The 25691-nt window shown below is 70.3% G+C and carries 25 protein-coding genes; 10 read left to right on the top strand and 15 right to left on the bottom strand.

All coding sequences use genetic code 11. From position 1 onward, the window contains the following. Nucleotides 1-805, bottom strand: an 805-nt coding sequence (locus ABZV38_RS22175) for a SigE family RNA polymerase sigma factor (RefSeq protein ID WP_356329452.1), incomplete at its 3' end; no start/stop codon positions are given. A gap of 181 nt (nucleotides 806-986) precedes the next feature. Between ABZV38_RS22175 and afsQ1 the strand changes: the two genes are divergently transcribed. The 5 genes from afsQ1 to ABZV38_RS22150 all read left to right on the top strand — a co-directional run bounded on the left by afsQ1 (nucleotide 987) and on the right by ABZV38_RS22150 (nucleotide 4759). Continuing rightward, nucleotides 987-1664, top strand: coding sequence for a two-component system response regulator AfsQ1 (gene afsQ1 / locus ABZV38_RS22170; protein WP_189275392.1), 678 nt, complete (start codon nucleotides 987-989; stop codon nucleotides 1662-1664). Further along, nucleotides 1661-3199, top strand: coding sequence for a HAMP domain-containing sensor histidine kinase (locus ABZV38_RS22165; protein ID WP_356329439.1), 1539 nt, complete (start codon nucleotides 1661-1663; stop codon nucleotides 3197-3199). Before afsQ1 ends, ABZV38_RS22165 begins: the two co-directional genes overlap by 4 nt. Beyond that, entirely contained in the window at nucleotides 3196-3822 is a 627-nt protein-coding gene (locus tag ABZV38_RS22160) for a hypothetical protein (protein ID WP_356329437.1), read from the top strand. The genes ABZV38_RS22165 and ABZV38_RS22160 overlap by 4 nt, the downstream gene beginning before the upstream one ends. Before the next feature lie 88 nt (nucleotides 3823-3910). Then, nucleotides 3911-4459, top strand: coding sequence for a VanZ family protein (locus tag ABZV38_RS22155; RefSeq protein ID WP_356329435.1), 549 nt, complete (start codon nucleotides 3911-3913; stop codon nucleotides 4457-4459). Between the two features lie 93 nt (nucleotides 4460-4552). Beyond that, a complete protein-coding gene (locus ABZV38_RS22150; protein ID WP_030914632.1) occupies nucleotides 4553-4759 on the top strand; it encodes a PspC domain-containing protein in 207 nt (68 codons plus the stop codon). A gap of 69 nt (nucleotides 4760-4828) precedes the next feature. On the opposite strand, the gene ABZV38_RS22145 is transcribed toward ABZV38_RS22150, so the two are convergent. Both ABZV38_RS22145 and ABZV38_RS22140 read right to left on the bottom strand, forming a co-directional pair. After that, nucleotides 4829-5143 carry a hypothetical protein gene (locus tag ABZV38_RS22145; RefSeq protein WP_356329433.1) on the bottom strand — a complete coding sequence of 105 codons (315 nt, stop codon included), beginning with the start codon at nucleotides 5141-5143 and terminating at the stop codon, nucleotides 4829-4831. A gap of 135 nt (nucleotides 5144-5278) precedes the next feature. Then, complete coding sequence (locus tag ABZV38_RS22140) at nucleotides 5279-6433, bottom strand: adenosine deaminase (RefSeq protein WP_267002691.1); 1155 nt, start codon at nucleotides 6431-6433, stop codon at nucleotides 5279-5281. 103 nt (nucleotides 6434-6536) lie between these two features. Between ABZV38_RS22140 and ABZV38_RS22135 the strand changes: the two genes are divergently transcribed. Then, nucleotides 6537-7298 (top strand): alpha/beta hydrolase, encoded by a 762-nt coding sequence (locus ABZV38_RS22135; RefSeq protein ID WP_356329430.1) that lies wholly within the window; start codon nucleotides 6537-6539, stop codon nucleotides 7296-7298. Between the two features lie 9 nt (nucleotides 7299-7307). On the opposite strand, the gene ABZV38_RS22130 is transcribed toward ABZV38_RS22135, so the two are convergent. After that, a complete protein-coding gene (locus tag ABZV38_RS22130) occupies nucleotides 7308-8261 on the bottom strand; it encodes a LysR family transcriptional regulator (RefSeq protein WP_356329428.1) in 954 nt (317 codons plus the stop codon). A gap of 62 nt (nucleotides 8262-8323) precedes the next feature. Here ABZV38_RS22130 and ABZV38_RS22125 point away from each other — a divergent pair, with 62 nt between their 5' ends. The 3 genes from ABZV38_RS22125 (at nucleotide 8324) to ABZV38_RS22115 (ending at nucleotide 11531) form a co-directional block, all read left to right on the top strand. Beyond that, the gene (locus tag ABZV38_RS22125) at nucleotides 8324-9634 is read left to right on the top strand and encodes an MFS transporter (protein WP_356329426.1); all 1311 of its coding nucleotides are present in this window, start codon (nucleotides 8324-8326) and stop codon (nucleotides 9632-9634) included. A gap of 85 nt (nucleotides 9635-9719) precedes the next feature. Beyond that, a complete protein-coding gene (locus ABZV38_RS22120; RefSeq protein ID WP_356329425.1) occupies nucleotides 9720-10436 on the top strand; it encodes a L,D-transpeptidase in 717 nt (238 codons plus the stop codon). 105 nt (nucleotides 10437-10541) lie between these two features. Beyond that, nucleotides 10542-11531 carry a sigma-70 family RNA polymerase sigma factor gene (locus ABZV38_RS22115; protein WP_356329423.1) on the top strand — a complete coding sequence of 330 codons (990 nt, stop codon included), beginning with the start codon at nucleotides 10542-10544 and terminating at the stop codon, nucleotides 11529-11531. 67 nt (nucleotides 11532-11598) lie between these two features. Here the strand turns inward: ABZV38_RS22115 and ABZV38_RS22110 are convergent, their stop codons facing one another. From ABZV38_RS22110 to ABZV38_RS22075, 8 genes are all read right to left on the bottom strand, one after another. Beyond that, entirely contained in the window at nucleotides 11599-11916 is a 318-nt protein-coding gene (locus ABZV38_RS22110) for an STAS domain-containing protein (protein ID WP_356329421.1), read from the bottom strand. Nucleotides 11917-12125: 209 nt separating this feature from the next. Then, complete coding sequence (locus ABZV38_RS22105) at nucleotides 12126-13403, bottom strand: thymidine phosphorylase (RefSeq protein WP_356329419.1); 1278 nt, start codon at nucleotides 13401-13403, stop codon at nucleotides 12126-12128. A gap of 112 nt (nucleotides 13404-13515) precedes the next feature. After that, nucleotides 13516-13914: a cytidine deaminase gene (locus ABZV38_RS22100; RefSeq protein WP_356329418.1), complete on the bottom strand. Its 399-nt coding sequence runs from the start codon at nucleotides 13912-13914 to the stop codon at nucleotides 13516-13518. Then, entirely contained in the window at nucleotides 13911-15197 is a 1287-nt protein-coding gene (locus tag ABZV38_RS22095; protein WP_356329416.1) for an ABC transporter permease, read from the bottom strand. Before ABZV38_RS22095 ends, ABZV38_RS22100 begins: the two co-directional genes overlap by 4 nt. After that, on the bottom strand, nucleotides 15194-16309 hold the full coding sequence (locus tag ABZV38_RS22090) for an ABC transporter permease (protein WP_356329414.1): 1116 nt from the start codon (nucleotides 16307-16309) through the stop codon (nucleotides 15194-15196). Before ABZV38_RS22090 ends, ABZV38_RS22095 begins: the two co-directional genes overlap by 4 nt. Further along, entirely contained in the window at nucleotides 16306-17898 is a 1593-nt protein-coding gene (locus tag ABZV38_RS22085; RefSeq protein WP_356329412.1) for an ABC transporter ATP-binding protein, read from the bottom strand. The genes ABZV38_RS22090 and ABZV38_RS22085 overlap by 4 nt, the downstream gene beginning before the upstream one ends. A 267-nt stretch (nucleotides 17899-18165) precedes the next feature. Next, complete coding sequence (locus tag ABZV38_RS22080; protein WP_356329410.1) at nucleotides 18166-19206, bottom strand: BMP family ABC transporter substrate-binding protein; 1041 nt, start codon at nucleotides 19204-19206, stop codon at nucleotides 18166-18168. A gap of 138 nt (nucleotides 19207-19344) precedes the next feature. After that, the gene (locus ABZV38_RS22075; protein WP_356329450.1) at nucleotides 19345-20613 is read right to left on the bottom strand and encodes an amidohydrolase; all 1269 of its coding nucleotides are present in this window, start codon (nucleotides 20611-20613) and stop codon (nucleotides 19345-19347) included. 280 nt (nucleotides 20614-20893) lie between these two features. Here ABZV38_RS22075 and ABZV38_RS22070 point away from each other — a divergent pair, with 280 nt between their 5' ends. Next, on the top strand, nucleotides 20894-22168 hold the full coding sequence (locus ABZV38_RS22070) for a M48 family metallopeptidase (RefSeq protein ID WP_356329409.1): 1275 nt from the start codon (nucleotides 20894-20896) through the stop codon (nucleotides 22166-22168). Nucleotides 22169-22419: 251 nt separating this feature from the next. Here the strand turns inward: ABZV38_RS22070 and ABZV38_RS22065 are convergent, their stop codons facing one another. From ABZV38_RS22065 to ABZV38_RS22055, 3 genes are read right to left on the bottom strand one after another with little or no spacing between them, the layout of a single operon-like run. Beyond that, on the bottom strand, nucleotides 22420-23475 hold the full coding sequence (locus ABZV38_RS22065) for a hypothetical protein (RefSeq protein WP_356329407.1): 1056 nt from the start codon (nucleotides 23473-23475) through the stop codon (nucleotides 22420-22422). Nucleotides 23476-23486: 11 nt separating this feature from the next. Beyond that, nucleotides 23487-24422 (bottom strand): N-acetylneuraminate synthase family protein, encoded by a 936-nt coding sequence (locus ABZV38_RS22060; protein ID WP_356329405.1) that lies wholly within the window; start codon nucleotides 24420-24422, stop codon nucleotides 23487-23489. A gap of 12 nt (nucleotides 24423-24434) precedes the next feature. After that, on the bottom strand, nucleotides 24435-25679 hold the full coding sequence (locus ABZV38_RS22055; protein WP_356329404.1) for an N-acylneuraminate cytidylyltransferase: 1245 nt from the start codon (nucleotides 25677-25679) through the stop codon (nucleotides 24435-24437). Between the last annotated feature and the right edge of the window lie 12 nt (nucleotides 25680-25691).

Here is a 25691-nt window from a genome sequence, read left to right as displayed (position 1 = left end):
CTGGCGACCCTGCGCCACACCAAATGGGGCACCCGCGCCAAGATCGAGGTCGGCGTGGACATCGAAGCTCCCGAGAGCCGCGGCGGTGCTCCGACGACCGCCAGATGCTCGACTTCACCGTGCCGACACTGATGTCGAGTATCGACGCGATCTCCGGGTCCGTGCGCCCCTCGTAGTACCGCAGGACCAGCATCGTGCGCTGGAGTTCCGGCAGCCGCGCCAGCGCCTGCCAGAGCACGGCGCGCAGCTCCGTACCGCGCATCGCGTCCGTGTCGCCCGCCGTCTCCGGCAGCTCCTCGGTCGGGTATTCGTTCAGCTTGCGCCGACGCCAGGCGCTGATGTGCAGATTGGTCATGGTGCGGCGCAGGTACCCGCCGACCGCCGCCTTGTCACTGATCCGGTCCCATGCCCGGTACGTCGAGAAGAGGGCGCTCTGCAGCAGGTCCTCGGCCTCGAACCGGTCGCCGGTCAGGTGATAGGCGGTTGCGTACAGGGAGGCGCGGCGCTCCTGGACGTAGGCCGTGAACGCCGCTTCGGCGTCCGCGGTCTCCGCCAGGGGCTTCCGCTCCCCCGGGCCCTCCCCGTACACCGCTCCCCCGCCGGCCCCCGCAGGTGCGTCGACCACCGCCATGTATGACGTGTGCTGACGCCCGGCGCCACGAACGCACCCCCGCCCTCCCCCGAGTTCTCGGCTCCGCTCGAGCAGGGAGGTACCCCCTGCGGCACCGGACTTCTCGGTGCCCCTGCCGACGTCGTGGAGACGCGTGACAACTGCGCTTGAGGTGGTGCTGTGCAGTGCGTTCATCCCGCGCCCCCCGCCGGTGGAGTCCGTCCGTTCCATGTGCCAATGAGCTTGCCCGGGCAGTTTCATGGCGCTGTCCGCCGACTGTCACAGACCTGTCACAGGCCTTCCGGCCGGCGTGCCGTCCGAATGAGAGACGTCCAACGGTCGAACTGAGGCTCCCCCATGGGCCAGAATGACCCCCGTGCCTTTCCTGTTGCTGATCGAGGACGACGACGCCATCCGCACGGCCCTCGAACTCTCGTTGTCACGCCAGGGCCACCGTGTGGCCACCGCGGCGACGGGAGAGGACGGCCTGAAACTGCTGCGCGAGCAGCGGCCGGACCTGATCGTGCTGGATGTGATGCTGCCCGGCATCGACGGTTTCGAGGTGTGCCGGCGCATCCGGCGCACCGACCAACTGCCGATCATTCTGCTGACCGCGCGCAGCGACGACATCGACGTCGTGGTCGGACTGGAGTCCGGCGCCGACGACTATGTGGTCAAGCCCGTGCAGGGCCGGGTGCTCGACGCCCGGATCCGTGCGGTGCTGCGCCGCGGCGAGCGCGAGTCCACCGACTCGGCGACGTTCGGCAATGTGGTCATCGACCGTTCCGCGATGACGGTGACCAAGAACGGGGAGGACCTGCAGCTCACACCGACCGAGCTGCGGCTCCTGCTGGAGCTGAGCCGCAGGCCCGGACAGGCCCTGTCGCGCCAGCAGTTGCTGCGGCTGGTGTGGGAGCACGACTATCTCGGTGACTCCCGGCTCGTCGACGCGTGTGTGCAGCGGCTGCGCGCCAAGGTGGAGGACGTACCGTCCTCGCCGACCCTGATCCGTACGGTGCGGGGCGTGGGCTACCGGTTGGACTCGCCGCAGTGACCGCTGCCGCCAAGCGCAGCCTGCTCTCCGGTCTTCGCTGGACCAGTCTGCGACTGCGGCTCGTCGTCGTGTTCGCGCTGGTGGCGCTGACCGCCGCGGTGTCCGCGTCGGGGATCGCATACTGGCTCAACCGCGAGGCAGTGCTGACACGTACACAGGACGCGGCGCTCGGGGACTTCCGGCAGGAGATGCAGAACCGGGCGGCGTCGCTGCCGTTGCACCCCACCAAGGACGATCTGCAGAACGCCGCCGTGCAGATGGCGAGCAGCAGTCCCGGCTACAGCGTGCTGCTCGTCGACAAGCGCGACGGCGGCAAGCCGATCGTGGGCAACTCCAATCTGGACACGTTCACGCTCGACAATGTGCCGCTCTCGTTGCAGCAGCAGGTCAACAGGAAGCAGCCGACGGAGGCGGGCAACACCTACCCGTACCACCTGTTCTGGCAACGCACCTCCATCCGCGGTACGCCGTACCTGGTGGCCGGCACGAGGATCATCGGTGGTGGTCCGACCGGCTACATGCTGAAGTCGCTCGACCAGGAGCGGCAGGACCTCAACTCCCTCGCCTGGTCGCTGGGGATCGCCACCGGACTTGCTCTGGTCGGCTCCGCGCTGCTCGCACAGGCCGCCGCGACTACGGTGCTGCGGCCGGTGCAGCGGCTCGGTGACGCGGCGCGCAAGCTCGGTGAGGGCAAACTCGACACCCGGCTGGTGGTGTCCGGCACCGATGAACTCGCCGATCTTTCCCGTACGTTCAACAGAGCTGCGAGTTCGCTGGAGAAGAAGGTCGCGGACATGAGCGCGCGGGAGGAGTCCAGCCGCCGGTTCGTCGCCGACATGTCGCACGAGTTGCGCACCCCGCTCACCGCGATCACCGCGGTCGCCGAGGTGCTGGAGGACGAGGCCGACAGCCTCGACCCGATGATCGCGCCCGCCGTGCATCTGGTGGTCAGCGAGACCAGGCGGCTGAACGACCTGGTGGAGAACCTGATGGAGGTCACCCGCTTCGACGCGGGTACGGCCCGGCTCGTCCTCGACACGGTCGATGTCGCCGACCAGGTCACCGCCTGCATCGACGCCCGCGCCTGGCTGGACGCGGTGGATCTGGACGCCGAGCGCGGCATGATGGTCCGCCTCGATCCGCGCAGGCTCGATGTGATCCTGGCGAATCTGATCGGCAATGCGCTGAAGCACGGCGGATCGCCGGTACGCGTCGCGGTGCGGACCGACGGCGACGAACTCGTCATCGAGGTACGCGACCACGGCCCCGGCATCCCGGAGGACGTCCTGCCGCACGTCTTCGACCGCTTCTACAAGGCCAGTGCCTCCCGGCCGCGTTCGGAGGGCAGCGGGCTCGGTCTGTCGATCGCCATGGAGAACGCGCACATCCACGGCGGTGACATCACGGCCGCGAACTCGCCGGACGGCGACGGCGCAGTGTTCGTCCTGCGTCTGCCGCGCGACGCAGAACAGCTCACCGGCACCGCGCGGAACCACGGCGCCGAGGCCCGGGACGAGGAGGGGGACGCGACGTGAGGCGCAGCAACCGTGGTACGCAGCGGGCGCGCCGCACGGCCGGAGCACTGGCCGGCGCCGTCGTCTGCGCCGTGCTCGCCGCCGGGTGCGGGATCAGAACCACTTCGGTGCCGGTCGACGCCGGGGCCGCGCCGTCCCGGGTGCCGTGCTCGATGTCCGCGGAGGACGTCAGCACACAGGCACTGCAGGGGATCCCGGTGCAGATCTATCTGGTCTGCGCCTCCCAGCTGGTCACGGTGGACCGTTCGGTGCAGCTCCCCGACGCGAAGTCGGACCGGATCCGGGTCGCGCAGGCGCTCCTCGACGAGCTCCAGGAGGAACCGGCCGCCGATGAGCGGCAGGCCGGCTTCTCCACCGACGTACCGGCGACCCTGCAGATCAGCGGGGCCCGCGGGGACGATCCGGCGGGTGCGCTGCGGCTCAGCGAGCAGCCCGAGGACCTGCCGTCGGAGGCCCTGGCACAGATCGTGTGCACGTATGCGGAGAGCGAGTCGCTGTCCTCGGACGGCACGGTGGTGCTCGGCGGGCCGGGGAACTATGCGCCGCGCGGCTATCTGTGCACCTCGGAGACGAAGGCCCGGCCGGAGGCCGTGCCGACGCTCGGTGCGACCGCACTGTCCTGAGGGCCGGGCCCACGAGCCGTTGTGTCGTCTTCGGGTCATCCTGGGGCGGGGCGGAACCGATCCTGCCGGTAGCAGCGTCTTGGGGAACGTGCGTCAAGGTTCGGACGGTCAAGCCGTCATCCGCTTCCGCGCGGTCGGGGTGTTCCTCCTCCTCGCGCATCTGCTGCTTGTCGGGTGGCTGACTCTGCGCCCGCTGGATGTGCCCTGGATGACGGCCGCGAATTTTCGGCCCTTCGCCGGCATAAGGGCGGACCTGTCGCTGGGCCCGGTCGAGGCGGCGCACCGGATCGGTGAAGGGCTGCTGCTGCTGGCGCCGCTGGGGGTGCTGCTGCCGATGGCCGGAGGCCGGCTCCTCGTGTCCCCGTGGGCCTCGCTGGCCCGTACCGTCGCCGCCGGGTCGCTGATCTCGCTGGCGATCGAGCTGGCACAGACCGGGGTGCCGGGCCAGGTCGTCGATGTCGACTCGCTGCTGCTGAACACCGTGGGTGTGGGGCTTGCCCATCTGCTGGTCGTGCCGGTGTGCCGGAAGCGGCTGCGCCGCCGGGGGCAGGATCGGGTGCGGCCGGTTCCCCGGCCCAGGGAGGAGACGCCTCAGGGGTCGACCCCGACGATTTCCAGGGTCGGTATCGCCCCGTAGAGCGACGCTTTGCCCCTGTTCGCCGGGCCACCATGGATGCATGGGGAGCACGACGGAGCTGCTCCTCAGCAACGGTTCGCGAAGGAGCCCACCATGGCCGCACTTGCCCGCCCCCGTGACGGACGCATGATCGGCGGAGTGTGCGCAGCGCTGGCACGGCGCTTCGGCACCTCCGCGGGGACCATGCGCGTGATCTTCCTCGTTTCGTGTCTGCTGCCGGGCCCGCAGTTCCTGCTCTACCTGGCGCTGTGGCTGCTGCTGCCGGCCGAGAAGGCGTCGGCGGCCACCACCGCCTGGTAGTCCCGGGACATACGCCAGTGGGGCGGGCACCCGTCCGGGTGTCCGCCCCACTGGGGTGTGTGCGGGGGGTCAGCCGCCGAGCGGAAGACCGTTGGTCGACAGACCGCTGGTGGTCACACCACCGGCGGGCAGCCCGCCGAGCAGGCCCTTGGCCGGGGCGATGGCGCCGTTGACGATCTCGGTCTGGCCACTGCCGAGGAGCTTGGTGGCCGTGTCCTGGACCGGCAGGGTCTGGGTGGCGGTCCCCAGCGAGCCGGCGATCGGCAGGGCGGCGGTCGCGGCGTCGACGGGCAGCGCGGCGGCGGAGGCCGTACCGGCGGCGGCGGCGGCGAAAGCGGCACCGAGAGCGGCGACACCGAGAGTCCTGGCAGCAGACTGCTTCATGTGAAATTCATCCTTGGGGAAGGGGATGTGAGCGGCTCTGCAAACTAGCCACGGCGCTACCCGTCCCGCAAACATGGCGGACGCGGCAAACGGCCGGGATTTGATCTTCCCGGCCGTTTGTCATAGAAGCGTAATTCAGCCCGCGGAAGCGGAAGATGCGCTGGTCGCAGCGGTCTGCTCGAAGAGCCACTCCGACTTCAGCTCGGCATATCCGGGCTTGATCACGTCATTGATCATCGCCAGACGTTCATCGAAAGGAATGAACGCTGATTTCATCGCATTGACTGTGAACCACTGAATGTCGTCGAGCGTGTATCCGAAAGTCTCGGTCAGCCGCTCGAATTCCTGGCTCATGGTCGTACCGCTCATCAGCCGGTTGTCCGTATTCACGGTGGCCCGGAAGTGCAGCCTGCGCAGCAGCCCGATCGGGTGCTCGGCATACGAGGCGGCGGCGCCGGTCTGGAGGTTGGAGGTCGGGCACATCTCCAGCGGGATGCGCTTGTCCCGTACGTACGAGGCGAGGCGGCCGAGCGTCACACTGCCGTCCTCGGCGACCTCGATGTCGTCGATGATGCGGACGCCGTGGCCGAGCCGGTCGGCGCCGCACCACTGGAGCGCCTGCCAGATCGACGGCAGACCGAAGGCCTCGCCCGCGTGGATGGTGAAGTGGTTGTTCTCGCGCTTGAGGTACTCGAAGGCGTCGAGGTGACGGGTGGGCGGGTAGCCCGCCTCGGCACCCGCGATGTCGAAACCGACGACGCCCAGATCCCGGTAGCGGTTGGCGAGTTCGGCGATCTCCAGGGCGCGGGCGGCGTGCCGCATCGCGGTGAGGAGGGCGCCCACCCGGATCCGGTTGCCGTCCAGGCGGGCCCGGCGCTCACCCTCGCGGAAGCCCTCGTTGACCGCCTCGACGACCTCTTCGAGGGTCAGCCCGGCTTCCAGGTGCTGCTCGGGGGCGTACCGCACCTCGGCGTAGACGACCCCGTCCGCGGCCAGGTCCTCGGCGCACTCCGCGGCCACCCGGACCAGGGCCTCGCGGGTCTGCATGACGGCGCAGGTGTGGGCGAACGTCTCGAGGTAGCGCTCCAGCGAGCCGGAGTCGGCCGCCTCGTGGAACCAGATGCCGAGCTTGTCCGCCTCGGTCTCGGGAAGGGCTTCATAGCCCGCGTCACGGGCCAGGTCGATGATCGTGCCGGGACGCAGACCACCGTCGAGGTGGTCGTGGAGCAGCACCTTGGGGGCGCGCCTGATCTGGTCGGGGCCGGGCACATGGAGGGTCGGGCTCATCATCTGGGCACTCTAGCGCCTACGCGCGTAGAGCGCCGCTCGCCGATGCGCAACAGTGACCGCGAATACGGGTGGAGTACACCTGTCCTTCTGACACTGTTCTGTCATGGGACAGCGCGCACTCCCCCTGCCTGCTCCGAGGCTGGGACGGGCCGTGAAGACGGCCGGGACACGACCTGCGGTCAGCGGAGTGGTCCTGCTGCTCCCGGACGGCGAGGCCGACTCGCACCGCCGCCCTTCCCCTCTGTCGTACGCGCTCCAGCTGCCGCTCGCCCGCACCCTGGCCCGCGCCGGCCAGGACGACGGGCTGGCCGCGCATGTCGTGCACTACCGCTGCCGCGGCTGGAACGCCACGGACGCGCAGCTCGCGGCGGACGCCACGTGGGCGGTGGAGGAGGTCGTACGACGGTACGGCGACGTCCCCGTCTGCCTGGCCGGGCACGGCATGGGCGGCCGCGCGGCACTGCGCGCGGGCGGCCACCCCGCGGTCAACTCGGTGCTGGCGATGGCCCCCTGGCTGCCGGAGGACCCTTCGGCGGAACCGGAGCCGGTGAAACACCTGCTGGGCCGCCAGGTGTTGCTCGTCCACGGCACGAACGACGCACGCTCCGACCCGGAGTTGTCGTTCCGGCTGGCCCAGCGGGCCAAGAAGACCAACCGGGACACCTGCCGCTTCGAGGTCCACTCGGACGGTCACGCCCTGCGCCAGCACCGCGCCGAAGTGGTGGCACTGGCCGTGGACTTCGTCCGCGGATCACTGTTCGGCCGGGCCTATGCCCGCCCGGTCGCCGACGCCCTGGCGGCGCCCCCGCCGCTGGGGCTGCGGATGCCGCTGGCGGCCGGGTTCGGGCGGTCGTTGAGGGACTGAGGGCACCATCTAGTCGGGCAACAAGTGCCCCCGGCGCGACAGCAGGAACTGTTTGAACGCCGCCACCGGGGATGTGTCCGGGTGGCCGTCCAGCCAGGCCACGCCGATCTCGCGGGCCGCGCGCGGGGCCGTGACCGTCAGTTCGACGACGCCCGGGCGGGCCACCGCGGGCGGCGGCAGCAGGGCCACGCCGAGGCCGGCGGCCACCAGGCCGCGCAAGGTCTCCGCCTCCTCGCCCTCGAACGCCACGCGTGGCGTGAAGCCCGCCTCCGCGCACAGGTCGTCGGTGATCCGCCGTAGGCCGTACCCGGGCTCCAGGGTCACGAACGCCTCGTCGGCGGCCTCGGCGAGGCGGATGCGCCTGCGGGAGGCGAGGCGGTGGTCGTCGGGCACGACCAGGCGCAGCCGCTGCTCGTCGAGACGGCGGGCGACCAGGTCGGGGGCGTCCGGGACGGGTGAGGTGAGGCAGAGGTCGAGGCCGCCGGCCCGGAGCCGTTCGATCATCGCCTCGCCGTAGTTCTGCACGAGCTGGAACCGCACGCGGGGGTGGTCGGCGCGGAAGGCGCGGATGAGCGCGGGAACGGTCTCGGAGCCCATCGTGTGCAGGAAGCCGAAGGCCACCTTGCCCGCCGTCGGGTCGGCGTCGGCCCGTACCGAGTCCGCGGCCCGCTCCACCTCGGCGAGGGCCCGCTCGGCGGAGCCCAGGAAAGTACGGCCCGCGGGGGTGAGGGAGACCGTACGGCCCTTGCGGGCGAACAGGGCGACGCCCAGGTCCTGTTCCAGCCTGACCATCGCCCGCGACAGCGTGGACTGCGGGACGCCGAGCTCGTGCGCGGCGCGGGTGACGTGCTCATGGCGGGCCACCGCCTCGAAGTACGCGAGCCGCGGCGCGAGGACCGCGCGAATGTCTTCTTCGTAACTACTCGGTGACAGCCGAGGCTGTGAGCTGCGTTCATGCACCATAGGATTGATTATCGCAAGTTCGTGCATTGGACGCATGAATCAGGGCGATCTATTTTCGACGTATGTCTCCTGCCAGTACCAAGGCGTCCACCCTCACGTTGGACGCCTCAGCCCCGTCATCGCCCGTCGCCCCCGCTGCCGCCGCCGCTCCGGACCGGCTCGAGCCCGGCCGCCCCGGCTACCGCCGGATGAGCTTCGCGCTCTTCGCCGCCGGTGTCGCGACGTTCGCACTGCTCTACTCGACCCAGGCGCTGCTGCCCGCCGTCTCCGCCGGATTCGGCGCCACGGCCGGGCAGGCCAGCTGGACGGTCTCCGCCGCCACGGGTGCGCTGGCGCTGTGTGTGCTGCCGATGAGTGCGCTCTCCGAGCGTTTCGGGCGGAGGCAGCTGATGACCGCGTCGCTGACGGTCGCCGTACTGGTGGGCCTGCTCGTACCGTTCGCCCCCTCGCTCGGCTGGCTGATCGCCCTGCGCGCCGTCCAGGGCGCGGCCCTGGCCGGGCTGCCCGCCTCCGCGATGGCGTACCTCGCCGAGGAGGTACGGCCGAAGGCGCTGGTCGCCGCGATCGGACTGTTCGTGGCGGGCAACAGCATCGGCGGCATGAGCGGCCGCATCCTCACCGGCTGGATCGCCCAGCTGTGGGGCTGGAGGGCGGCGCTCGGCGCGGTCGGGCTGCTGGCCGTGGCCTGCGCGGTCGTCTTCCACTTCCTGATCCCGAGGGCCCGTCACTTCACGCCCGGCACGCTGAACCCGAAGGCCCTGGCGAAGACGGTGGGCGGGCACCTCGCCGATCCGCTGCTGCGCAGGCTGTACGCGATCGGCGCCCTGTTCATGACGGTGTTCGGCGCGGTCTACACGGTGGTCGGCTACCGGCTGGTCGGCGAACCGTTCAACCTCCCGCAGGGTGTCATCGGCTCGATCTTCCTGGTCTACCTCGTCGGTACGGTGTCCTCGGCCGCGGCCGGCAGGCTCGTCGCCCGGCTCGGCCGCCGGGGCGCGCTCTACCTCGCCGTCTCCACCACGGCCGCCGGTCTGCTCCTCTCGCTCGCCGATCAGCTGGGTGCCGTACTGCTCGGCCTGGTCCTGATCACAGCGGGCTTCTTCGCCGGGCACGCGGTCGCCTCGTCGTCCGTGAGCCGGACCGCGACGAAGGGCCGGGCACAGGCGTCGGCGCTCTACCAGTCCGCGTACTACCTGGGCTCCAGCGCGGGCGGCACGCTCGGCGCCATCGCCTTCCACGCCGGCGGCTGGGCGGGCACGGTGTCGCTGGGACTGCTCGCGGTTCTCGGAGTCGTCTCGATCACCCCGTACGGGTCGCGGGCCGCCCGGGCCGAGCGGCACCGGCTCGTACCGGTGGCATCCGTACAGAACTGAGACATACGACGCACAACCATCCACTCCCCGACGCGCGTCTAGCAGGCGGAAACACCGCACAGCGCGCGAAGGGGAGTTGGCGTACATGGGAGTCGTAGGGAACATACGGGGAGTCCGGACACGGCGCGCGGTCGCGCTGTCCGTGGCCGGGCTGATGGCGGCGCCCGCACTCGTGCTCGGGTCGGGTGCCTCCGCGCAGGCGGCGTCCTGCACCACATCCACCGGGCCGTACCAGAAGCAGGTCGAGAAGTACCTGCACCGGCCGGTCGACGGCAAGCAGTCGCCGGCCGACTGCAAGGCGATCCAGTCGTTCCAGCGCACCTACGGGGTCACCCCGGACATCGGGTACGCGGGGCCGGTCACCTGGCAGACGATGAAGACGCTGACGGCCCAGAAGGCGGCCGGCAAGAACCCCAACAAGGACAAGAAGTGCCCCACCAACAAGGGGCGCATCGCGTGCGTGGACCTGACCCGGCAGCTGAGCTGGATCCAGGACGGCGCCAAGCTGAAGTACGGCCCGGTGCCGATCCGCAGCGGGCGGAACGGGTACGAGACCCGGACCGGGGCGAAGAAGATCTATCTGCGGCACATCAAGCACTGGTCGTCGCTGTACCACGTGTGGATGCCGTACTCGCAGTTCTTCGACGGCGGGCAGGCATTCCACTCGGTCGGTCTGAAGATGTGGAATCCGCCGGGCTCGCACGGCTGCGTCAACATGCGGGACGCGGACGCGAAGGCCTATTGGAATCTGCTGAAGAACGGCGATGACGTGTACGTGTACGGGCGCAAGCCCGGAACGTGAGCGGAACACACGCCGCTTCGGTCCTTCCCACCCCCGCTGTCAGTGCCCTCCTGTAGCTTCCGAAGTGCCGGATGAGTGGTGTCACAGCGCAACAGGGGTGGAGCGATGAGTGATCTGACGGCAGCAAGGGACATCGACAGCCGTCTGGAGGGACACCGGGTCGAGCTGACCGGCTACTGCTACCGGATGCTCGGCTCGGCCTTCGAGGCGGAGGACGCCGTACAGGACACGCTGGTGCGCGCCTGGCGCAACTTCGAGAAGTTCGAGGGCCGTTCCTCGCTGCGCTCCTGGCTGTACCGGATCGCCACCAACGTCTGCCTCGACATGCTGAACGCGGGGAAGAAGCGGGCCCGCCCGGTCGATCTGACGGGCCCGACACCGCTCGCCCAGGCCGCGCTCAACCCACAGCCGGAGAACACCTGGCTGGAGCCGATGCCGGACGGGCGGGTCCTGCCGTCGGTGGCCGACCCGGCAGAGGCCGCGGTGGCACGGGAGTCGGTGCGCCTCGCGTTCGTCGCCGCGCTGCAGCATCTGCCGCCCAAGCAGCGGGCCGTGCTGATCCTGCGCGAGGTGCTGGCCTGGAAGGCGAGCGAGGTCGCCGAGCTGCTCGACACCTCGGCCGCCTCGGTCAACAGCGCCCTGCAGCGGGCCAGGGCGACTCTCGCCGGGACCGGGGGACTGACCGCCGAGACCGCAGACCCGCTCGACGAGGAGCAGCGCAAGCTCCTCGAGCGGTACGTGGCGGCGTTCGAGGGCTACGACATGGCGGCGCTGACCGCGCTGCTCCATGAGGACGCCGTGATGACGATGCCGCCGTTCGACCTCTGGCTCCAGGGGCACGACGACATCACCGGCTTCATGGTCTCTCTCGGCGCGAACTGCGCGGGCTCCCGCCTGGTGGCGACCGTGGCGAACGGCACCCCGGCGTTCGCCCACTACAAGCCGGATCCGGACGGCCCGGGCTTCGTGCCGTGGGCGGTGCAGGTCATCGACATCTCGGACGGTGCGGTCACCGGACTCCACTGCTTCCTGGACACACCCCGCTGGTTCCCGCTCTTCGGTCTGCCGGATCACCTCGAGGCCGACGCGACGTGAGGCGGGGCCCACGGATACGGCACGTGCCGGTGGCGGGCCGAGCAGTGCGGGGCCGGTGCCGGACCGCTCAGTCCCGGCACCGCTCCTCCACGTTCACGACGTCGGCCAGCCCCACCAGGTCCAGCAGGTTCCGCAGTCCGGGCGGCACATTCCGCAGCCGCAGCCGCCCGCCGCCCGCCCGGCGCGCGACAAGCCCCAGCCGGGCTATCGCCTCGACCAGGATCAGATCCGCCTGTACGACCCCGCCCACGTCGCAGTCCACCCCGGCGTCGGGGTCGCGGACCCTGCCCTCGGGGTCGTACAGCAGGGACTCCAGTTCGGCGCAGAGCGCCGGCACGTCGGGCCTGGTGACGCGACCGGCGATGACCAGAGCCTTCGGGGTCATGGGATCCACACGAAGGAGACCGCCGCAGCGGCCGGAACTCATCGCTGCGCGACACAGCTTCTCAACCGACCGGGAAGACCCCGGTGTCCAGAACCAGCCCCGTACAAGGTGGCGGCCGGGCGGCCGGAGTGCCACGGGTCGAAGCAGCATGTCGAACGGGACCGGCGGCAGCCCACCGGTCCCGTTCACCCGTACGAGTTAGCCGCAGGTCAGGCGATACGTTCCCGCACCACCGGGCTGGCGGTGAACTCCGTGCCCGCCGGGGCGATGTCGAACGATCCGGGCAGTGCCTTCAGCGCGTACTCGAACTTCTCCGGGGTGTCCGTGTGCAGCGTCATCAGCCGCTGGCCCTCGGCCACCGTGTCGCCCGGCTTGGCGTGCAGTTCGATGCCCGCACCCGCCTGCACCGGGTCCTCCTTGCGGGCCCGGCCCGCACCGAGACGCCAGGCGGCGACGCCGATGTCGTACGCGTCGAGACGGGTCAGCACACCGGAGGTGTGGGCCGCCACCACGTGCTGCTCGCGGGCGACCGGGAGCGTGGCGTCCGGGTCGCCGCCCTGAGCGGAGATCATCCGGCGCCAGACGTCCATCGCGGAGCCGTCGGCCAGAGCCTTCTCCGGGTCGGCGTCCTTGAGTCCGGCCGCGTCGAGCATCTCGCGGGCCAGGGCGAGGGTGAGGTCGATGACGTCCTTGGGGCCGCCGCCGGCCAGTACCTCGACCGACTCGCGGACCTCCAGGGCATTGCCCGCGGTCAGGCCGAGCGGAGTGGCCATGTCCGTGAGGAGCGCGACCGTCCGGACGCCGCTGTCGGTGCCCAGCGCGACCATGGTGGAGGCCAGTTCGCGGGCGTCCTCGATGGTCTTCATGAAGGCGCCGGAGCCGACCTTGACGTCCAGGACGAGCGCGCCGGTGCCCTCGGCGATCTTCTTGGACATGATCGAGCTGGCGATCAGCGGGATGGCCTCGACGGTGCCGGTGACATCGCGGAGCGCGTACAGCTTCTTGTCGGCGGGGGCCAGACCGTCACCGGCGGCGCAGATCACGGCGCCCGTGGTGTCCAGGACGTCGAGCATCTCGGCGTTCGAGAGGTGGGCGCGCCAGCCGGGGATGGACTCCAGCTTGTCGAGGGTGCCGCCCGTGTGGCCGAGACCGCGGCCGCTGAGCTGCGGCACGGCGGCGCCGCAGGCCGCGACCAGCGGGGCGAGCGGCAAGGTGATCTTGTCGCCGACGCCACCGGTGGAGTGCTTGTCGGTGGTGGGGCGGGAGAGCGCGTCGAAGTTCATCCGCTCGCCAGAGGCGATCATGGCGGCGGTCCAGCGGGCGATCTCCGTACGGTTCATACCGTTCAGCAGGATCGCCATGGCCAGTGCGGACATCTGCTCGTCGGCGACCTCACCGCGGGTGTAGGCGTCGATGACCCAGTCGATCTGTTCGGGGGTCAGCTCGCCCCGGTCGCGCTTGGTGCGGATGACGGAGATGGCGTCCATGTCCTGGGAGTCCTTCCGGCCGGTACGTACGCAGGAGTCCCGAATGACTCTACGCGCATAGAGGGTGGATACGGGTGTGGCCCTCCCAACGGACGGGAGGGCCACAGCAGTTCTACTTCAGATGGTCCGGGCCGAAGGCCTGCGGCAGCATCTCGTCGAGCGTGCGGAGGCCGTCCGGGGTCTCCAGGACGAGCTCCGGTCCGCCGAACTCGTACAGCAGCTGCCGGCACCTGCCGCACGGGACCAGGATCTCGCCCGCTCCGTCCACACAGGTGAAGTGGGTCAGCCGACCGCCGCCGGTGGCGTGGAGCTGCGAGACCAGGCCGCACTCGGCGCAAAGGCTCAGTCCGTACGAGGCGTTCTCGACGTTGCAGCCGACCACCGTGCGGCCGTCGTCGACGCGCGCCGCGACGCCTACCGGGTAGCCCGAGTAGGGAGCGTACGCCCGGGACATGGCGTCCCGGGCGGCGACGCGCAGGGCGTCCCAGTCGACGGCGGCGGCCTTGGTCACTTGCCCTGGCCCTTCCGGTACCGCATGCCGTCCGCCTTCGGCATGCGCAGCCGCTGCGCGGAGAGCGAGAGCACGAGCAGCGTGACGATGTACGGGGTGGCACTCACGAACTCGGTGGGCACCGTGTCCGTGGCGAGGTACCACACCAGCACGGCGGCGGCGATGACGGCGCTGGCCGTGCCCTGGACGAAGCTCTTGCGGTAGAGCTTCCAGGCGGCGAGCGCGGCCAGCACGACGACCAGCAGGAGCAGCAGCGCGTGGACGGACTCGCCGCCGTTGCGCAGCTGGAGCGCGTCGGCGAAGCCGAACAGGCCCGCACCCATGGCGAGTCCGCCGGGCCGCCAGTTACCGAAGATCATCGCGGCGAGACCGATGTATCCGCGACCGCCGGTCTGGCCCTCGTTGTAGATGTGCGAGGTGACCAGGGAGAGGAAGGCGCCACCGAGTCCGGCCATGCCACCGGAGATGATCACCGCGATGTACTTGTAGCGGTAGACGTTCACGCCGAGCGATTCGGCGGCGACCGGGTTCTCACCGCAGGAGCGCAGCCGCAGCCCGAACGAGGTCTTCCACAGGACGAAGAAGGTCACGACGAAGAGGGCCGCGGCCAGGATCGTCAGCAGCGACACATTGGTGATCAGGCCGCCGAGGACACCGGCCACGTCGGAGACGAAGAACCAGTGGTGCTTCTCGATCGAGTGCAGCCAGTCGGACACGCCGGGGATCGTCACCGAGGTGATGTCGTCGGCCGGCGGCGACTGCTTGGGGCTGCCGCCCTTGGCCGCCGCATCGCCCGTGTTGAACCAGAGCTTGGCGAAGTAGGTGGTGAACCCGAGCGCCAGGATGTTGATGGCGATACCGGAAATGATGTGGTCGACGCCGAACGTGACGGTCGCGACGGCGTGCAGCAGCCCGCCGAGCATCCCGCCGATGACACCGGCCAGCACGCCGAGCCAGGGGCTGGTCTGCCACCCGGCCCAGGCGCCGAAGAACGTGCCGAGGATCATCATGCCTTCGAGGCCGATGTTGACCACACCGGCCCGCTCGGCCCACAGGCCACCGAGACCGGCGAGCCCGATCGGCACGGCCATCGCGAGCGCCGCGCTGATCTGCCCGGCGGAGGTGACGTCCTGAGCGCCCGTGATGGCGCGCACCGCGGACAGCGCGAGCAGTGCGCCCGCGACCATCAGCAGCACGACGGGGAAGGAGAGGCGGGTGCGGCCGCTGCCACCGGAGACCTTGGGGGCCGCGGGTGGCGGGGTGGAAGTCGCCGTGGCGGTCACGCCGACACCTCCTGCTGGTCGGAGTTACGGGCGGCCTGTGCGGCGAGTTCCGCGCCGACCTTGCTCTGCTGACGCTTGAGTCCGTAGCGGCGGACGACTTCGTACGCGATGACGACGCACAGGACGATGACGCCCTGGATGACGCCGACGATCTCCTTGTCGTACCCCTCGAACTCGAGCTTTCCGGTGCCGCGCTCCAGGAAGCCCCAGAGCAGCGCGCCGAGCGCGATGCCGACGGGGTGGTTGCGGCCGAGGAGGGCGATGGCGATGCCGGTGAAGCCGATACCGATGGGGAAGTCGCCGCTGTACTCGTAGCTGTCGTTGAGCAGCGTCGGCATACCGATGAGGCCGGCCACCGCGCCGGAGATCAGCATCGACGTGACGACCATCTTCTTGACGTCGACACCGCTGGCCTCGGCCGCGGAGCCGGACTGGCCGACGGTGCGCAGATCGAAGCCGAACCTGGTGCGCGAGAGCGTGAACCAGTAGGCGATACCCGCGACGACCGCGACCACGATGAAGCCCCAGATGGGCGTCGGGGTGGTCGGGAACTCGAAGAAGTGCGAGGACTCCGGGAGCGGGGTGGTGGAGATCTTCGTGCCGGCCTCGTCGAGGTGGCCGAGGCGGCCCTGCTGGAGCAGGTAGCCGATGACGGCGGTCGCGATGGCGTTCAGCATGATCGTCGAGACGACCTCGCTGACGCCCCGGGTGACCTTGAGGACACCGGCGATACCCGCCCACATCGCGCCGACGATCATCGCGGTGAGGATGATCAGCGGGATCTGGAGGGCGCCCGGCAGGGTCAGCGCGCCACCGACGGCGGCGGCGAAGAAGGCGGCGAGACGGTACTGGCCGTCGACGCCGATGTTGAAGAGGTTCATCCGGAAGCCGACGGCCACCGCGAGACCCGCGAGGTAGTACGTCGTCGCCTTGTTGAGGATGTAGACCTGGCTGTCCGACTTCACCCCGTAGTCGAACATGATGCCGAACGCGCTGAACGGTTCCTTGCCGGTGGCGGCCAGCACGAGGGCGGTCACCAAAAACGCGACCACGATCGCGAGTACGGGGGCCGCGATCCCCAGGAGCAGCCGCTCCTTGTCGAACTTCTTCATCGGTCCTCTCCCCCGTCCCGGAGGTCGGTGTCGGCGGAGTCCGGACCGGACTCCGCATCCGTACCGGACTCGGCCGGCGCTTCGAGATGGCCGCCGGCCGCTCCCGTCATCGCCGAGCCGAGCTCTTCCGGGGTGATGGTCGCCGGGTCGGCGTCCGCGACCAGCCGGCCGCGGTACATGACGCGCAGGGTGTCGGAGAGTCCGATCAGCTCGTCCAGGTCGGCGGAGATCAGCAGCACCGCCAGACCCTCGCGGCGCGCCTCGCGGATCTGGTCCCAGATCTGCGCCTGCGCGCCGACGTCCACGCCCCGGGTGGGGTGCGCGGCGATCAGCAGCTTCGGGGAGTGGCTCATCTCGCGGCCGACGATCAGCTTCTGCTGGTTGCCGCCGGAGAGCGAGGCCGCGGTGACCTCGATGCCAGGGGTGCGGACGTCGTACTCGCGCACGATCCGCTCGGTGTCCGCGCGGGCCGCCTTGAGGTCGAGGAACGCGCCCTTGCTGTTGGGCCGCTCGGTGACATGACCGAGGATGCGGTTCTCCCAGAGCGGGGCCTCCAGCAGCAGTCCGTGCCGATGGCGGTCCTCGGGGATGACCGCCATACCGTCCTCGCGGCGCTTGCGCGTCGGCGTACGGGAGATGTCGGCGCCGTCCAGAGTGAGCACACCGTGGTCGAGGGCGCGCATGCCCATGATGGCGTCGACCAGTTCGGACTGGCCGTTGCCCTCGACGCCCGCGATGCCGAGGACCTCGCCCTTGTGGATGGTGAAGGTGACGCCGTCGAGCACGGCACGCACCACACCGTCCGGGTCGGTGGCGGTCAGCCGCAGGTCGTCGACGGTGAGCATCGGCGTGTCGGTGACGGTCGACTCGCGGGTCTCCGGCGACGGCAGCTCGCTGCCGACCATCAGCTCGGCGAGCTGCTTGGTCGTGGTGTTCGCCGGGTCGGCGGTGCCCACTGTCGTGCCGCGCCGGATCACCGTGATCTCGTCGGCGACGGAGAGGACCTCGCCGAGCTTGTGCGAGATGAAGATGACGGTCAGGCCCTCGGCCTTGAGCTCGCGCAGGTTGTCGAAGAGTGCGTCGACCTCCTGCGGCACGAGGACGGCGGTCGGCTCGTCGAGGATCAGTGTGCGGGCGCCTCGGTAGAGGACCTTCAGGATCTCCACGCGCTGGCGGTCGGCGACGCCGAGGTCCTCGACCATGGCGTCCGGGCGGACGCCGAGGCCGTAGGCGTCGGAGATCTCCTTGATCCTGGTGCGGGCCCGGTCGCCGATCCCGAACAGCTTCTCGGAGCCGAGGACGACGTTCTCCAGGACGGTCAGGTAGTCGGCGAGCATGAAGTGCTGGTGCACCATGCCGATGCCGCGGGCGATGGCGTCGCCGGGGTTGTGGAACGAGACCTGCTCGCCGTCCACCGCGATGGTGCCCTCGTCCGGCTTCTGCATGCCGTACAGGATCTTCATCAGAGTGGACTTGCCGGCGCCGTTCTCGCCGACGAGGGCGTGGACGGTGCCGCGGCGCACGGTGATGTCGATGTCGTGGTTGGCCACGACCCCGGGGAACCGCTTGGTGATGCCGCGGAGCTCCACGGCATGGGGACTGCTGGACGCGTTGATGACGCACTCTCCTTGGCAGGAGCGGAGGGCGGAGACGGTGGAGGCGGCGGGGGGCGAAAAAAGGTACCGCGCCCGGCGGACGCTACGCGCGTAGCGCCACCGAATCGTTGGCCACCCTGTAGCAGGTGGCGGACAGTGTGCGTATGGCTACGGAGATGTCCTGCCGTAGGTCGTACGCGAAATCGGGGCCCGGGCGAGCAACCGAAGCAGCTCCCCCCGGGCCCCGATCGACGGGACGGATCAGGTCGTGGTCTTGACCGTGATGGTGCCGTCGACGATCTTCTTCTTCGCCTCGTCGAGCTTGGCCTGGATGTCCGTGAGGTGGTCACCCGTGGTGGTCAGCGAGACGCCGCCCTTGGCCAGGGAGTACGCCTGGACGCCGGTCAGCGGCTTGCCGTCCTTGACGGACTTGACCAGGTCGTAGACACCGGCGTCGACGTTCTTGACGACCGAGGTCAGGATCGTGTCCTTGTACTTCGACAGCGCCGGGTCCAGGGCCTGGTCGGAGTCGACACCGATGGACCAGGCACCCTTCTGGCTCGCGACGGCCTCGATCGCACCGGCACCGGAACCGCCCGCGGCCGCGAAGATGACGTCCGCACCCTTGTCGAGCATGCCCTTGGCAGCGGCCTCGCCCTTGTCGGGGCTGCCGAAGCCGGACAGGTCCGAACCGGTGGACAGGTACTGGATCTGCACCTTGGCCTTCGGATTCGTGTCCAGGACACCCTGCTGGAAGCCCGCGGCGAACTTCTTGATCAGCGGAAGGTCCACGCCGCCGATGAAGCCGACCTGGCCGTCCTTCGACTTCAGCGCCGCCGCGACACCGGCGAGGTACGAGCCCTGCTCCTCGGTGAAGACGATGGAGGCGACGTTCTTGGCGTCGGAGACCGAGTCGACCAGGCCGAAGTTGACCTTCGGGTACTTCGGGGCGATCTTGTCGACCGCATCCTTGTACGCGAAGCCGATCGCGATGACCGGGTTGTAGCCGCCCTCGGCGAGCGACTGCAGGCGCTGCTCGCGGTCGGCCGGGGTCTCACCGTTCTTGGCGGTGAGCTCCTTCGTCTGGGCCTTGAACTCGGCCTTGGCCTTGTCCAGGCCGCGAGCGGCGGAGTCGTTGAACGAGTTGTCGCCACGGCCGCCTACGTCGTAGGCCATGCCGATCTTCATCTGGCCCTTGTCGGAGCTGGTGCTCTCGTCGGACGACTCGCCACACGCGGTGGCGGTGAGCGCGAGAGCCGCAGTGACGGCACACGCGGCGGTGATCTTGGATACCCGGCGCAAGGGAAGGCTCCTTCAAACCTGACCGAAGCGCCTCTTCCGGCGCTGGTTTCGCCGCGATCGTAACGCGCGTAGATGTCAGATAAAGCCCTGTACGGAAGCCGTTATCGGATCGTCGCGAACCGGTGGTGACCTGTCCGGTTACGAGCGGTTACCGTCGAGCAAAGCCGCGGCGGTGAACAGCTCCACTCCAACGGTGATCGCCTCCTCGTCCGCATCGAAGTCTCCACGGTGCAGGTCAAGGCGCCGGGTGTCGCCGGGCGTACGCACTCCGAGCCGTGCCATGGCCCCCGGAACGTGCTCCAGATACCAGGAGAAGTCCTCCCCGCCGAGGCTCTGCTCGGTGTCCTCGATCGCATACGATCCCCGCCGCCCGGCCATGGCGGCGGCCAGCAGCTCGGTCGTCCCCGGGTCGTTCACGACCGGCGGGACCCCGCGGACGTAATTGATCACGGACTTGGCCCGGTGCATTCCGGCCACCTCGTCGATGGCGGCATGGACCAGATCCGGCGCCTCCCGCCACGCCGCCAGGTCCAGGCAGCGGACCGTCCCGGACAGCTCGGCATGCTGCGGGATCACATTGCACGCGTGCCCGGCCTCCAGCCGTCCCCAGGTGACCGCGAGCCCCCAGCGGGCGTCGACCCGGCGGGCGAGCAGCGCGGGCACCTCGGTGGCCACCTTCGCGGCGGCCGTGACCAGGTCGGTGGTCAGATGCGGCCTGGCGGTGTGACCGCCGGGTCCGGCCAGAGTGACCTCCACCCGGTCGCAGGCCGAGGTGATCGGCCCGGCCCGCAGCCCGATCCTCCCCACATCGACCCTCGGGTCGCAGTGCACCCCGATGATCCGTCCGACGCCCTCCAGCACCCCGGCCTCGATCGCATCGGCCGCCCCGCCGGGCAGCACCTCCTCGGCCGGCTGGAAGATCAGCCGCACGGGGTGCGGCAGCAGCCCCTGCCGGTCGAGCTCGGCAAGGACGAGCCCGGCGCCGAGGACGGTCGTGGTGTGAATGTCGTGCCCACAGGCATGTGCCCGGTCGGGGACGGTGGACCGGTAGGGAACGCCGGTCTTGGTGTCCGGAATGGGCAGAGCGTCGATGTCCGCGCGCAGGGCGAGCATGGGCCGCGCATCGCCGCCCGCCCGTCGCCCACCACCCTTGTCCGAGCCACGCGCCCCGCCCGATGTGCCCACGTCACAGATCAGCCCGGTCCCGGTGGAGAGCACCCGGGGTTCCAGCCCGGCCTTCTCCAGCCGGGCCTTGAGGGCCGCGGTGGTACGGAACTCCTGATTGCCGAGCTCGGGGTGCATGTGCAGATCGCGCCGGAAGGCGATCAGCTCGGTCCGCAGGGATTCGGGCAGCGTGCCGGGCAGGGCGGCGTCCTCGGGCAGCTCGGCATCGGACTCGCGGGACATCAACTGGTTCACCTGTTGAAGGGTAGGCCCCTTGCCCCCTCAACTGGCCACAGATCAACAAAAGTTCAGTCGCATAGAGGAACAAAATGCGGCGTCGGAGCGTGTGACGTGAGAAGGAGGTGGGTAAACTCACCCATTCTCCTCCGAGGGCGCGCGCCACGACCCGCCGGCCGGTCCGGACTGCCCACGGCTTACGCTGCGTCGCCGGCCCGCTCGGTTCGAGTGCGTCGTACATGGGGGCGGTCCCGGGGAGGGGCCGCGGGACGAGGGGGCCTCGACGATGCTCGACACCTTGGAGCAGAGCGTTCAGCCGTGCCCGGAGTGCGGAACAGAGATCCGGACGGACCCCAGGTTCGTCGTGTGGTGCGCCGCCTGCGACTGGAACATGGACCCGGGAGAGCCCGAGGAGACCCCCGGGCGGCTGGAGCGGCTGCGGCGCAGGCTGGCCCGGCAGCACGGGGAGAAGCTGCTCGCCGAGGTGACGGCCGGTGAGACATTGCGGCCCCGACGCGATGGCGCCAGTGTCCTGGCCTACGCCCTCGCGCTGGCCGTCCACGGCGTCACGGCCGCTCTGGTCGTCGCCGGAATCCTGCTGGTGGTATTCGGCTGGGGCAGTGCCCTGCCCCTGGTGGGCGCGCTGCTGCTGGGCATCTCCTGGGCCCTGCGGCCCCGCTTCGAACGACTCCCCGACGACGAGCCGGTGCTGTACCGGGCCGATGCGCCCGAGCTGTTCGCCCTGATCGACGAGATCGCCGAGGTCGTCGGTACGACAGGGGTGCACGCGGTTGTCGTGACCCCCGACGTGAACGCGTCCGTGAGCACGTACGGGCTGCGGCAGCGCCGGCGGCTGGAGATCGGACTCGGTCTCTGGGAGATCCTGACGCCGCAGCAGCGAATCGCGCTGCTGGGGCATGAGCTCGGCCATTACGCCAACGGGGACACCCGCCACGGGCTGATCACCGCGCACGCACTCCGTTCGCTGGCCACGTGGTGGTATCTGCTGAGCAGGCTCCCGCAACCCACCCTCGGTGAGCTGGCACTCAACGCGCTCTATCTGCTGCCCCGTTGCGCGGTCCAGGGTGTACTGATGCTGCTCGACCACTTGACGCTGCGCGCCACGCAGCGCGGTGAGTACCTGGCCGACTCCTTCGCCGCCCGGGCCGGGTCCACCGAGGCCGCCGTAGGACTCATGGACCGGCTGCTGGTCGGCGGCTCCGCCGCGTCCGCGCTGCTGCGCGAAGCCAACACCAAGCAGGTGGCGCGGTCCGGGAACCCGGCGCGCGAGGAGGCCTGGCGCGGCCTCTGGGAGCGGCTGGCCGCCCACATGGACTCGATCCCGCAGAGCGAGTACGCGCGTCAGCGGCGCTGCAGCGCCCTGCGGGGACACAGCGTCGACGCGACCCACCCGCCGACCCATCTGCGCCGTGCCTGCCTGCTCACCGGGGCTCCGACGGCCGCCGAGGTGGTCGCGGCTCCCGAGCGGCAGGCTGCTGTCGGTGCGGAACTGGCCAGGGCTCGCGAGAAACTGGCGCGCCGCATTCTCAACGGTGGTTAAAACAGGGGACCGCGACGCGGGGGCGCACGGCATGGAAGTCTTTGACGTACCGAAGAAATCACCCTCCCCGACCCCACCCTGCCTCCCGTCACCCACGCCGGTGAGGTCGGCCCATCGGGCTGGGTTCGCGCCGGGTCGGCCGGCACGAAGGCCGTGCGGCAGGCCGCACTGCACGCGGTCATCGCTCGCTCATGAAGCGAGGCCGCTCAGGCACTGTGCCCGGGCGGCCTCAGCCGTCCGCGGGGGCGGGCTCAGGCCTCGGTCACCGCGGTGACCCGCCAGGGGGCCAGTCGCTGTACGTCACGCGCCGTCTCCGTGACGCCGCTCAGGAACCCCTGCGCGCGCGGTGACGCCGTGTCCCGCAGCCATTCCGGGGCGATGTCGCAGACCGCGACCTTGACCTCCGTGCCGACCAGTGCGAGGGGCAGTGTGTGGACGACCGTGGACGGGAAGCTCAGGACCGTGCGGCCGATCGGGCCGCGGCGGGCGATGAGTTCCAGGGGGAGATCCGGGCGGACGATCTCCAGGCCGGTGGCGGCTTCCAGGGCGTGGAGTTTGTCGGCGGACTCCCGGCGGTGGGCGAAGTAGCGGGTCGCACCGTGGGTCCGGGCCAGGGAGGAGACCGCCTCCAGGTACTGCTCCTGGTCGATGACGCCCGTCTCGACCAGGGACGTGCCGACCAGGTCAGCGCCCCGGGTGAGCCGGGGCGGCCCGAAGCGGGCGCGGGTCCAGGCGAAGGTGTTGGGGGTGACCGTGATGCCGGCCGGAGCCTCGACCGGCATCGATGTGAACACCTCGACCGTACGGGTCCTGGACGGTGTGAAGCGGCGGCGGGCGGTGGCCGTGACCGGGGCCAGGATCAGTTCCCGCACGCCCGAGCTGCCGCGCCGGTGCCAGCGCACCAGCCGTTCGCCGCGCGCCAGTTGGGCGACGAACTCCATCGTGGCCGTGCCGTCGTCGACCACCGTGAGGTGGCGGGCGCGGACCATCGTGAGGAGCAGCTGCACATAGCGGGAGAACGGGTCGCCGATCACGATCCGGTCCGCCCTGCGCAGCAGTCCCGTCAGTGCGCGCAGCGTCTTCAGCGGCGTTCCCGCGCCGCCGCGCGCCTCCTGCCAGCGCACGGTGACGCCCTCGTCGCGGGCCAGCTCCGCCATCCGGCGCAGCTGACCGCGCGACATCGGGTCGACCGGGGGGAGGACGACGACCGTGGTGTCCGTGCGGACCAGGTCGTCGTCTCCCTCTGTGTAGGCCCACTCCAGGACGTTCAGGAGCTGGACCGGGCTCTCGACGAAGGCGAGGTTCACCGGTCGGCCCGTCAGACCGCGGCCGGCTCGGCGGCCGGGGCCGCCTCGGCGTTCTCGGCGACGACGCCCGCGACGCGGCGGAGCTTCTTCATCGGGCCGAGCTCGGACTCGTACACCTTCTTGACGCCGTCACCGAGGGAGGCCTCGATGGTGCGGATGTCGCGGACGAGGCGGGTAAGGCCCTGCGGCTCGACCGAGGCGGCCTGGTCGGAGCCCCACATGGCGCGGTCGAGGGTGATGTGCCGCTCGACGAACGCGGCGCCGAGGGCAACGGCGGCGAGGGTCGTCTGGAGACCGGTCTCGTGGCCGCTGTAGCCGATCGGGACGTTCGGGTACTCCTGCTGGAGGGTGTTGATGACGCGGAGGTTCAGCTCCTCGGCCTTCGCGGGGTACGTCGAAGTGGCGTGGCAGAGCAGGATGTTGTCGCTGCCGAGAACCTCGACCGCGTGACGGATCTGGCGCGGCGTCGACATGCCGGTGGAGAGGATGATCGTGCGGCCGGTGGCGCGCAGCGAGCGGAGCAGCTCGTCATCGGTCAGGGAGGCCGAGGCGACCTTGTGGGCGGGGACGTCGAACTTCTCCAGGAAGGCGACGGCCTCGGTGTCCCACGGGGAGGCGAACCAGTCGATACCGCGCTTGGCGCAGTGGTCGGAGATGGCCTGGTACTCGGCCTCGCCGAACTCGACGCGGTGACGGTAGTCGATGTACGTCATCCGGCCCCAGGGGGTGTCGCGCTCGATGTCCCACTGGTCGCGCGGGGTGCAGATCTCCGGGGTGCGCTTCTGGAACTTGACGGCGTCGCAGCCGGCTTCGGCGGCCACGTCGATCAGCGCGAGGGCGTTGTCGAGGTCGCCGTTGTGGTTGATGCCGATCTCGCCGGTGATGTAGACGGGCTGGCCGGGGCCGGCGGTGCGGGTGCCGAGGGTGCGCAGGCGGGAGGTGCTCATAGGGGTGTTTCCTTACTTGGTGGTGGTGTTGGTGGGGGTGGACTGGTGGTTTGTGAGGGTGGGGCCGAGCAGCCAGGCCGCGATTTCACGGATGGCGCCGAAGCCGCCGGGGGTGGTCGTGACGGCGCGCGCGGCGGCGCGTACCGAGTCGTGGGCGCTGGCGACGGCGACGGGCCAGCCGGCGAGGGCGAAGCAGGGCAGGTCATTGACGTCGTTGCCGACGTAGAGCACCCGCTCGGGCGCAATGCCCTGCTCGTCGCACCACTCCTTGAGCGCGAGGTCCTTGCGGTCGATGCCGTGCAGGACAGGGATCTTGAGCTTGTTGGCGCGGGCGGCGACGACCGGGTTCTGCTCGGTGGACAGGATGAGGAGGTCGAGCCCGGACTTGCGCAGGGCCGCGATGCCCAGACCGTCGCCGCGGTGGACGGCGACGATCTCGCGTCCGTCGGCGTCGATGAGCACGCGGTCGTCGGTCTGGGTGCCGTCGAAGTCGAGGACGACGGCGTCGATGTCGTCGCGGGTCGGCAGCGGCGACGGGTCGAGGAGCGGCGCGAGGGCGCGGGCACGGGCCAGGTCGTGCGGGTCGTCGATCTCCAGGACCCGGGCGGGGTCGGTGCGGACCAGCGCGGTGTCGCCGAAGAAGCGGTGGCGGTGGGTACGGAAGCCGGCGACGTTCATCGCGTACGCCGCGCCGGTCTCCAGCAGGTCCTCGGGGCGGTCCTGCCGCATCTGCCGGACGCCCTTGTCGTGGTTGACGCCATAGGCGTGGTCCTCGACGGCGGTGCCGTCGCGCCAGATGAAGCCGTGGAAGGGGGCCACGGTGACGGCCGTGTCGGCGCCTTCGTGGGCGACCGCCGCGGCCACGCCGTCGATGTCCTCGCGGGTGAGGAACGGGCTGGTGCACTGGACCAGCAGCACCACGTCGACCGTGCGGTCGTGCATCGCCTCGTATGCGTCGAGAGCGTGCAGCACCGCGTCCTCGCTGCTCGACCTGTCGCCCGCGATGGCCGCGGGGCGCTGCACGCAGTGCAGCCGCCCGGAGGCCCCCAGCGCGTCACCCGCGGCCCGCGCGGCGGCGGCGATGGCCGCGTCGTCGGTGGTCACGACGACATCGGTGACCTCGCTCGATCCGAGGCAGGCCTGCACCGCGCGGGCGACCAGCGGTATGCCGCCGACCTGGGCGAGGTTCTTGGCCGGGACGCCCTTGGATCCGCCGCGGGCGGGGATCACGGCGAGCACGGTCGGGGTCGGGCTCATCTCTGCTCCTGA

Origin of the sequence: Streptomyces sp. NPDC005181 (genome assembly GCF_040608395.1) — a bacterium.
Lineage (GTDB): Bacteria > Actinomycetota > Actinomycetes > Streptomycetales > Streptomycetaceae > Streptomyces.
The sequence above is the reverse complement of the archived record's forward strand: the minus strand, read 5'-3'. Positions and strand labels throughout refer to the sequence as shown.

Coding starts and splice junctions, on each gene's coding strand:
- ABZV38_RS22150 (WP_030914632.1), top strand. CDS start 4,553: ATGGCCGCACTTGCCCGCCCCCGTGACGGACGCATGATCGGCGGAGTG.
- ABZV38_RS22145 (WP_356329433.1), bottom strand. CDS start 5,143: ATGAAGCAGTCTGCTGCCAGGACTCTCGGTGTCGCCGCTCTCGGTGCC.
- ABZV38_RS22140 (WP_267002691.1), bottom strand. CDS start 6,433: ATGATGAGCCCGACCCTCCATGTGCCCGGCCCCGACCAGATCAGGCGC.
- ABZV38_RS22135 (WP_356329430.1), top strand. CDS start 6,537: ATGGGACAGCGCGCACTCCCCCTGCCTGCTCCGAGGCTGGGACGGGCC.
- ABZV38_RS22130 (WP_356329428.1), bottom strand. CDS start 8,261: ATGGTGCATGAACGCAGCTCACAGCCTCGGCTGTCACCGAGTAGTTAC.
- ABZV38_RS22125 (WP_356329426.1), top strand. CDS start 8,324: ATGTCTCCTGCCAGTACCAAGGCGTCCACCCTCACGTTGGACGCCTCA.
- ABZV38_RS22120 (WP_356329425.1), top strand. CDS start 9,720: ATGGGAGTCGTAGGGAACATACGGGGAGTCCGGACACGGCGCGCGGTC.
- ABZV38_RS22115 (WP_356329423.1), top strand. CDS start 10,542: ATGAGTGATCTGACGGCAGCAAGGGACATCGACAGCCGTCTGGAGGGA.
- ABZV38_RS22110 (WP_356329421.1), bottom strand. CDS start 11,916: ATGACCCCGAAGGCTCTGGTCATCGCCGGTCGCGTCACCAGGCCCGAC.
- ABZV38_RS22105 (WP_356329419.1), bottom strand. CDS start 13,403: ATGGACGCCATCTCCGTCATCCGCACCAAGCGCGACCGGGGCGAGCTG.
- ABZV38_RS22090 (WP_356329414.1), bottom strand. CDS start 16,309: ATGAAGAAGTTCGACAAGGAGCGGCTGCTCCTGGGGATCGCGGCCCCC.
- ABZV38_RS22075 (WP_356329450.1), bottom strand. CDS start 20,613: ATGTCCCGCGAGTCCGATGCCGAGCTGCCCGAGGACGCCGCCCTGCCC.
- ABZV38_RS22070 (WP_356329409.1), top strand. CDS start 20,894: ATGCTCGACACCTTGGAGCAGAGCGTTCAGCCGTGCCCGGAGTGCGGA.
- ABZV38_RS22060 (WP_356329405.1), bottom strand. CDS start 24,422: ATGAGCACCTCCCGCCTGCGCACCCTCGGCACCCGCACCGCCGGCCCC.
- ABZV38_RS22055 (WP_356329404.1), bottom strand. CDS start 25,679: ATGAGCCCGACCCCGACCGTGCTCGCCGTGATCCCCGCCCGCGGCGGA.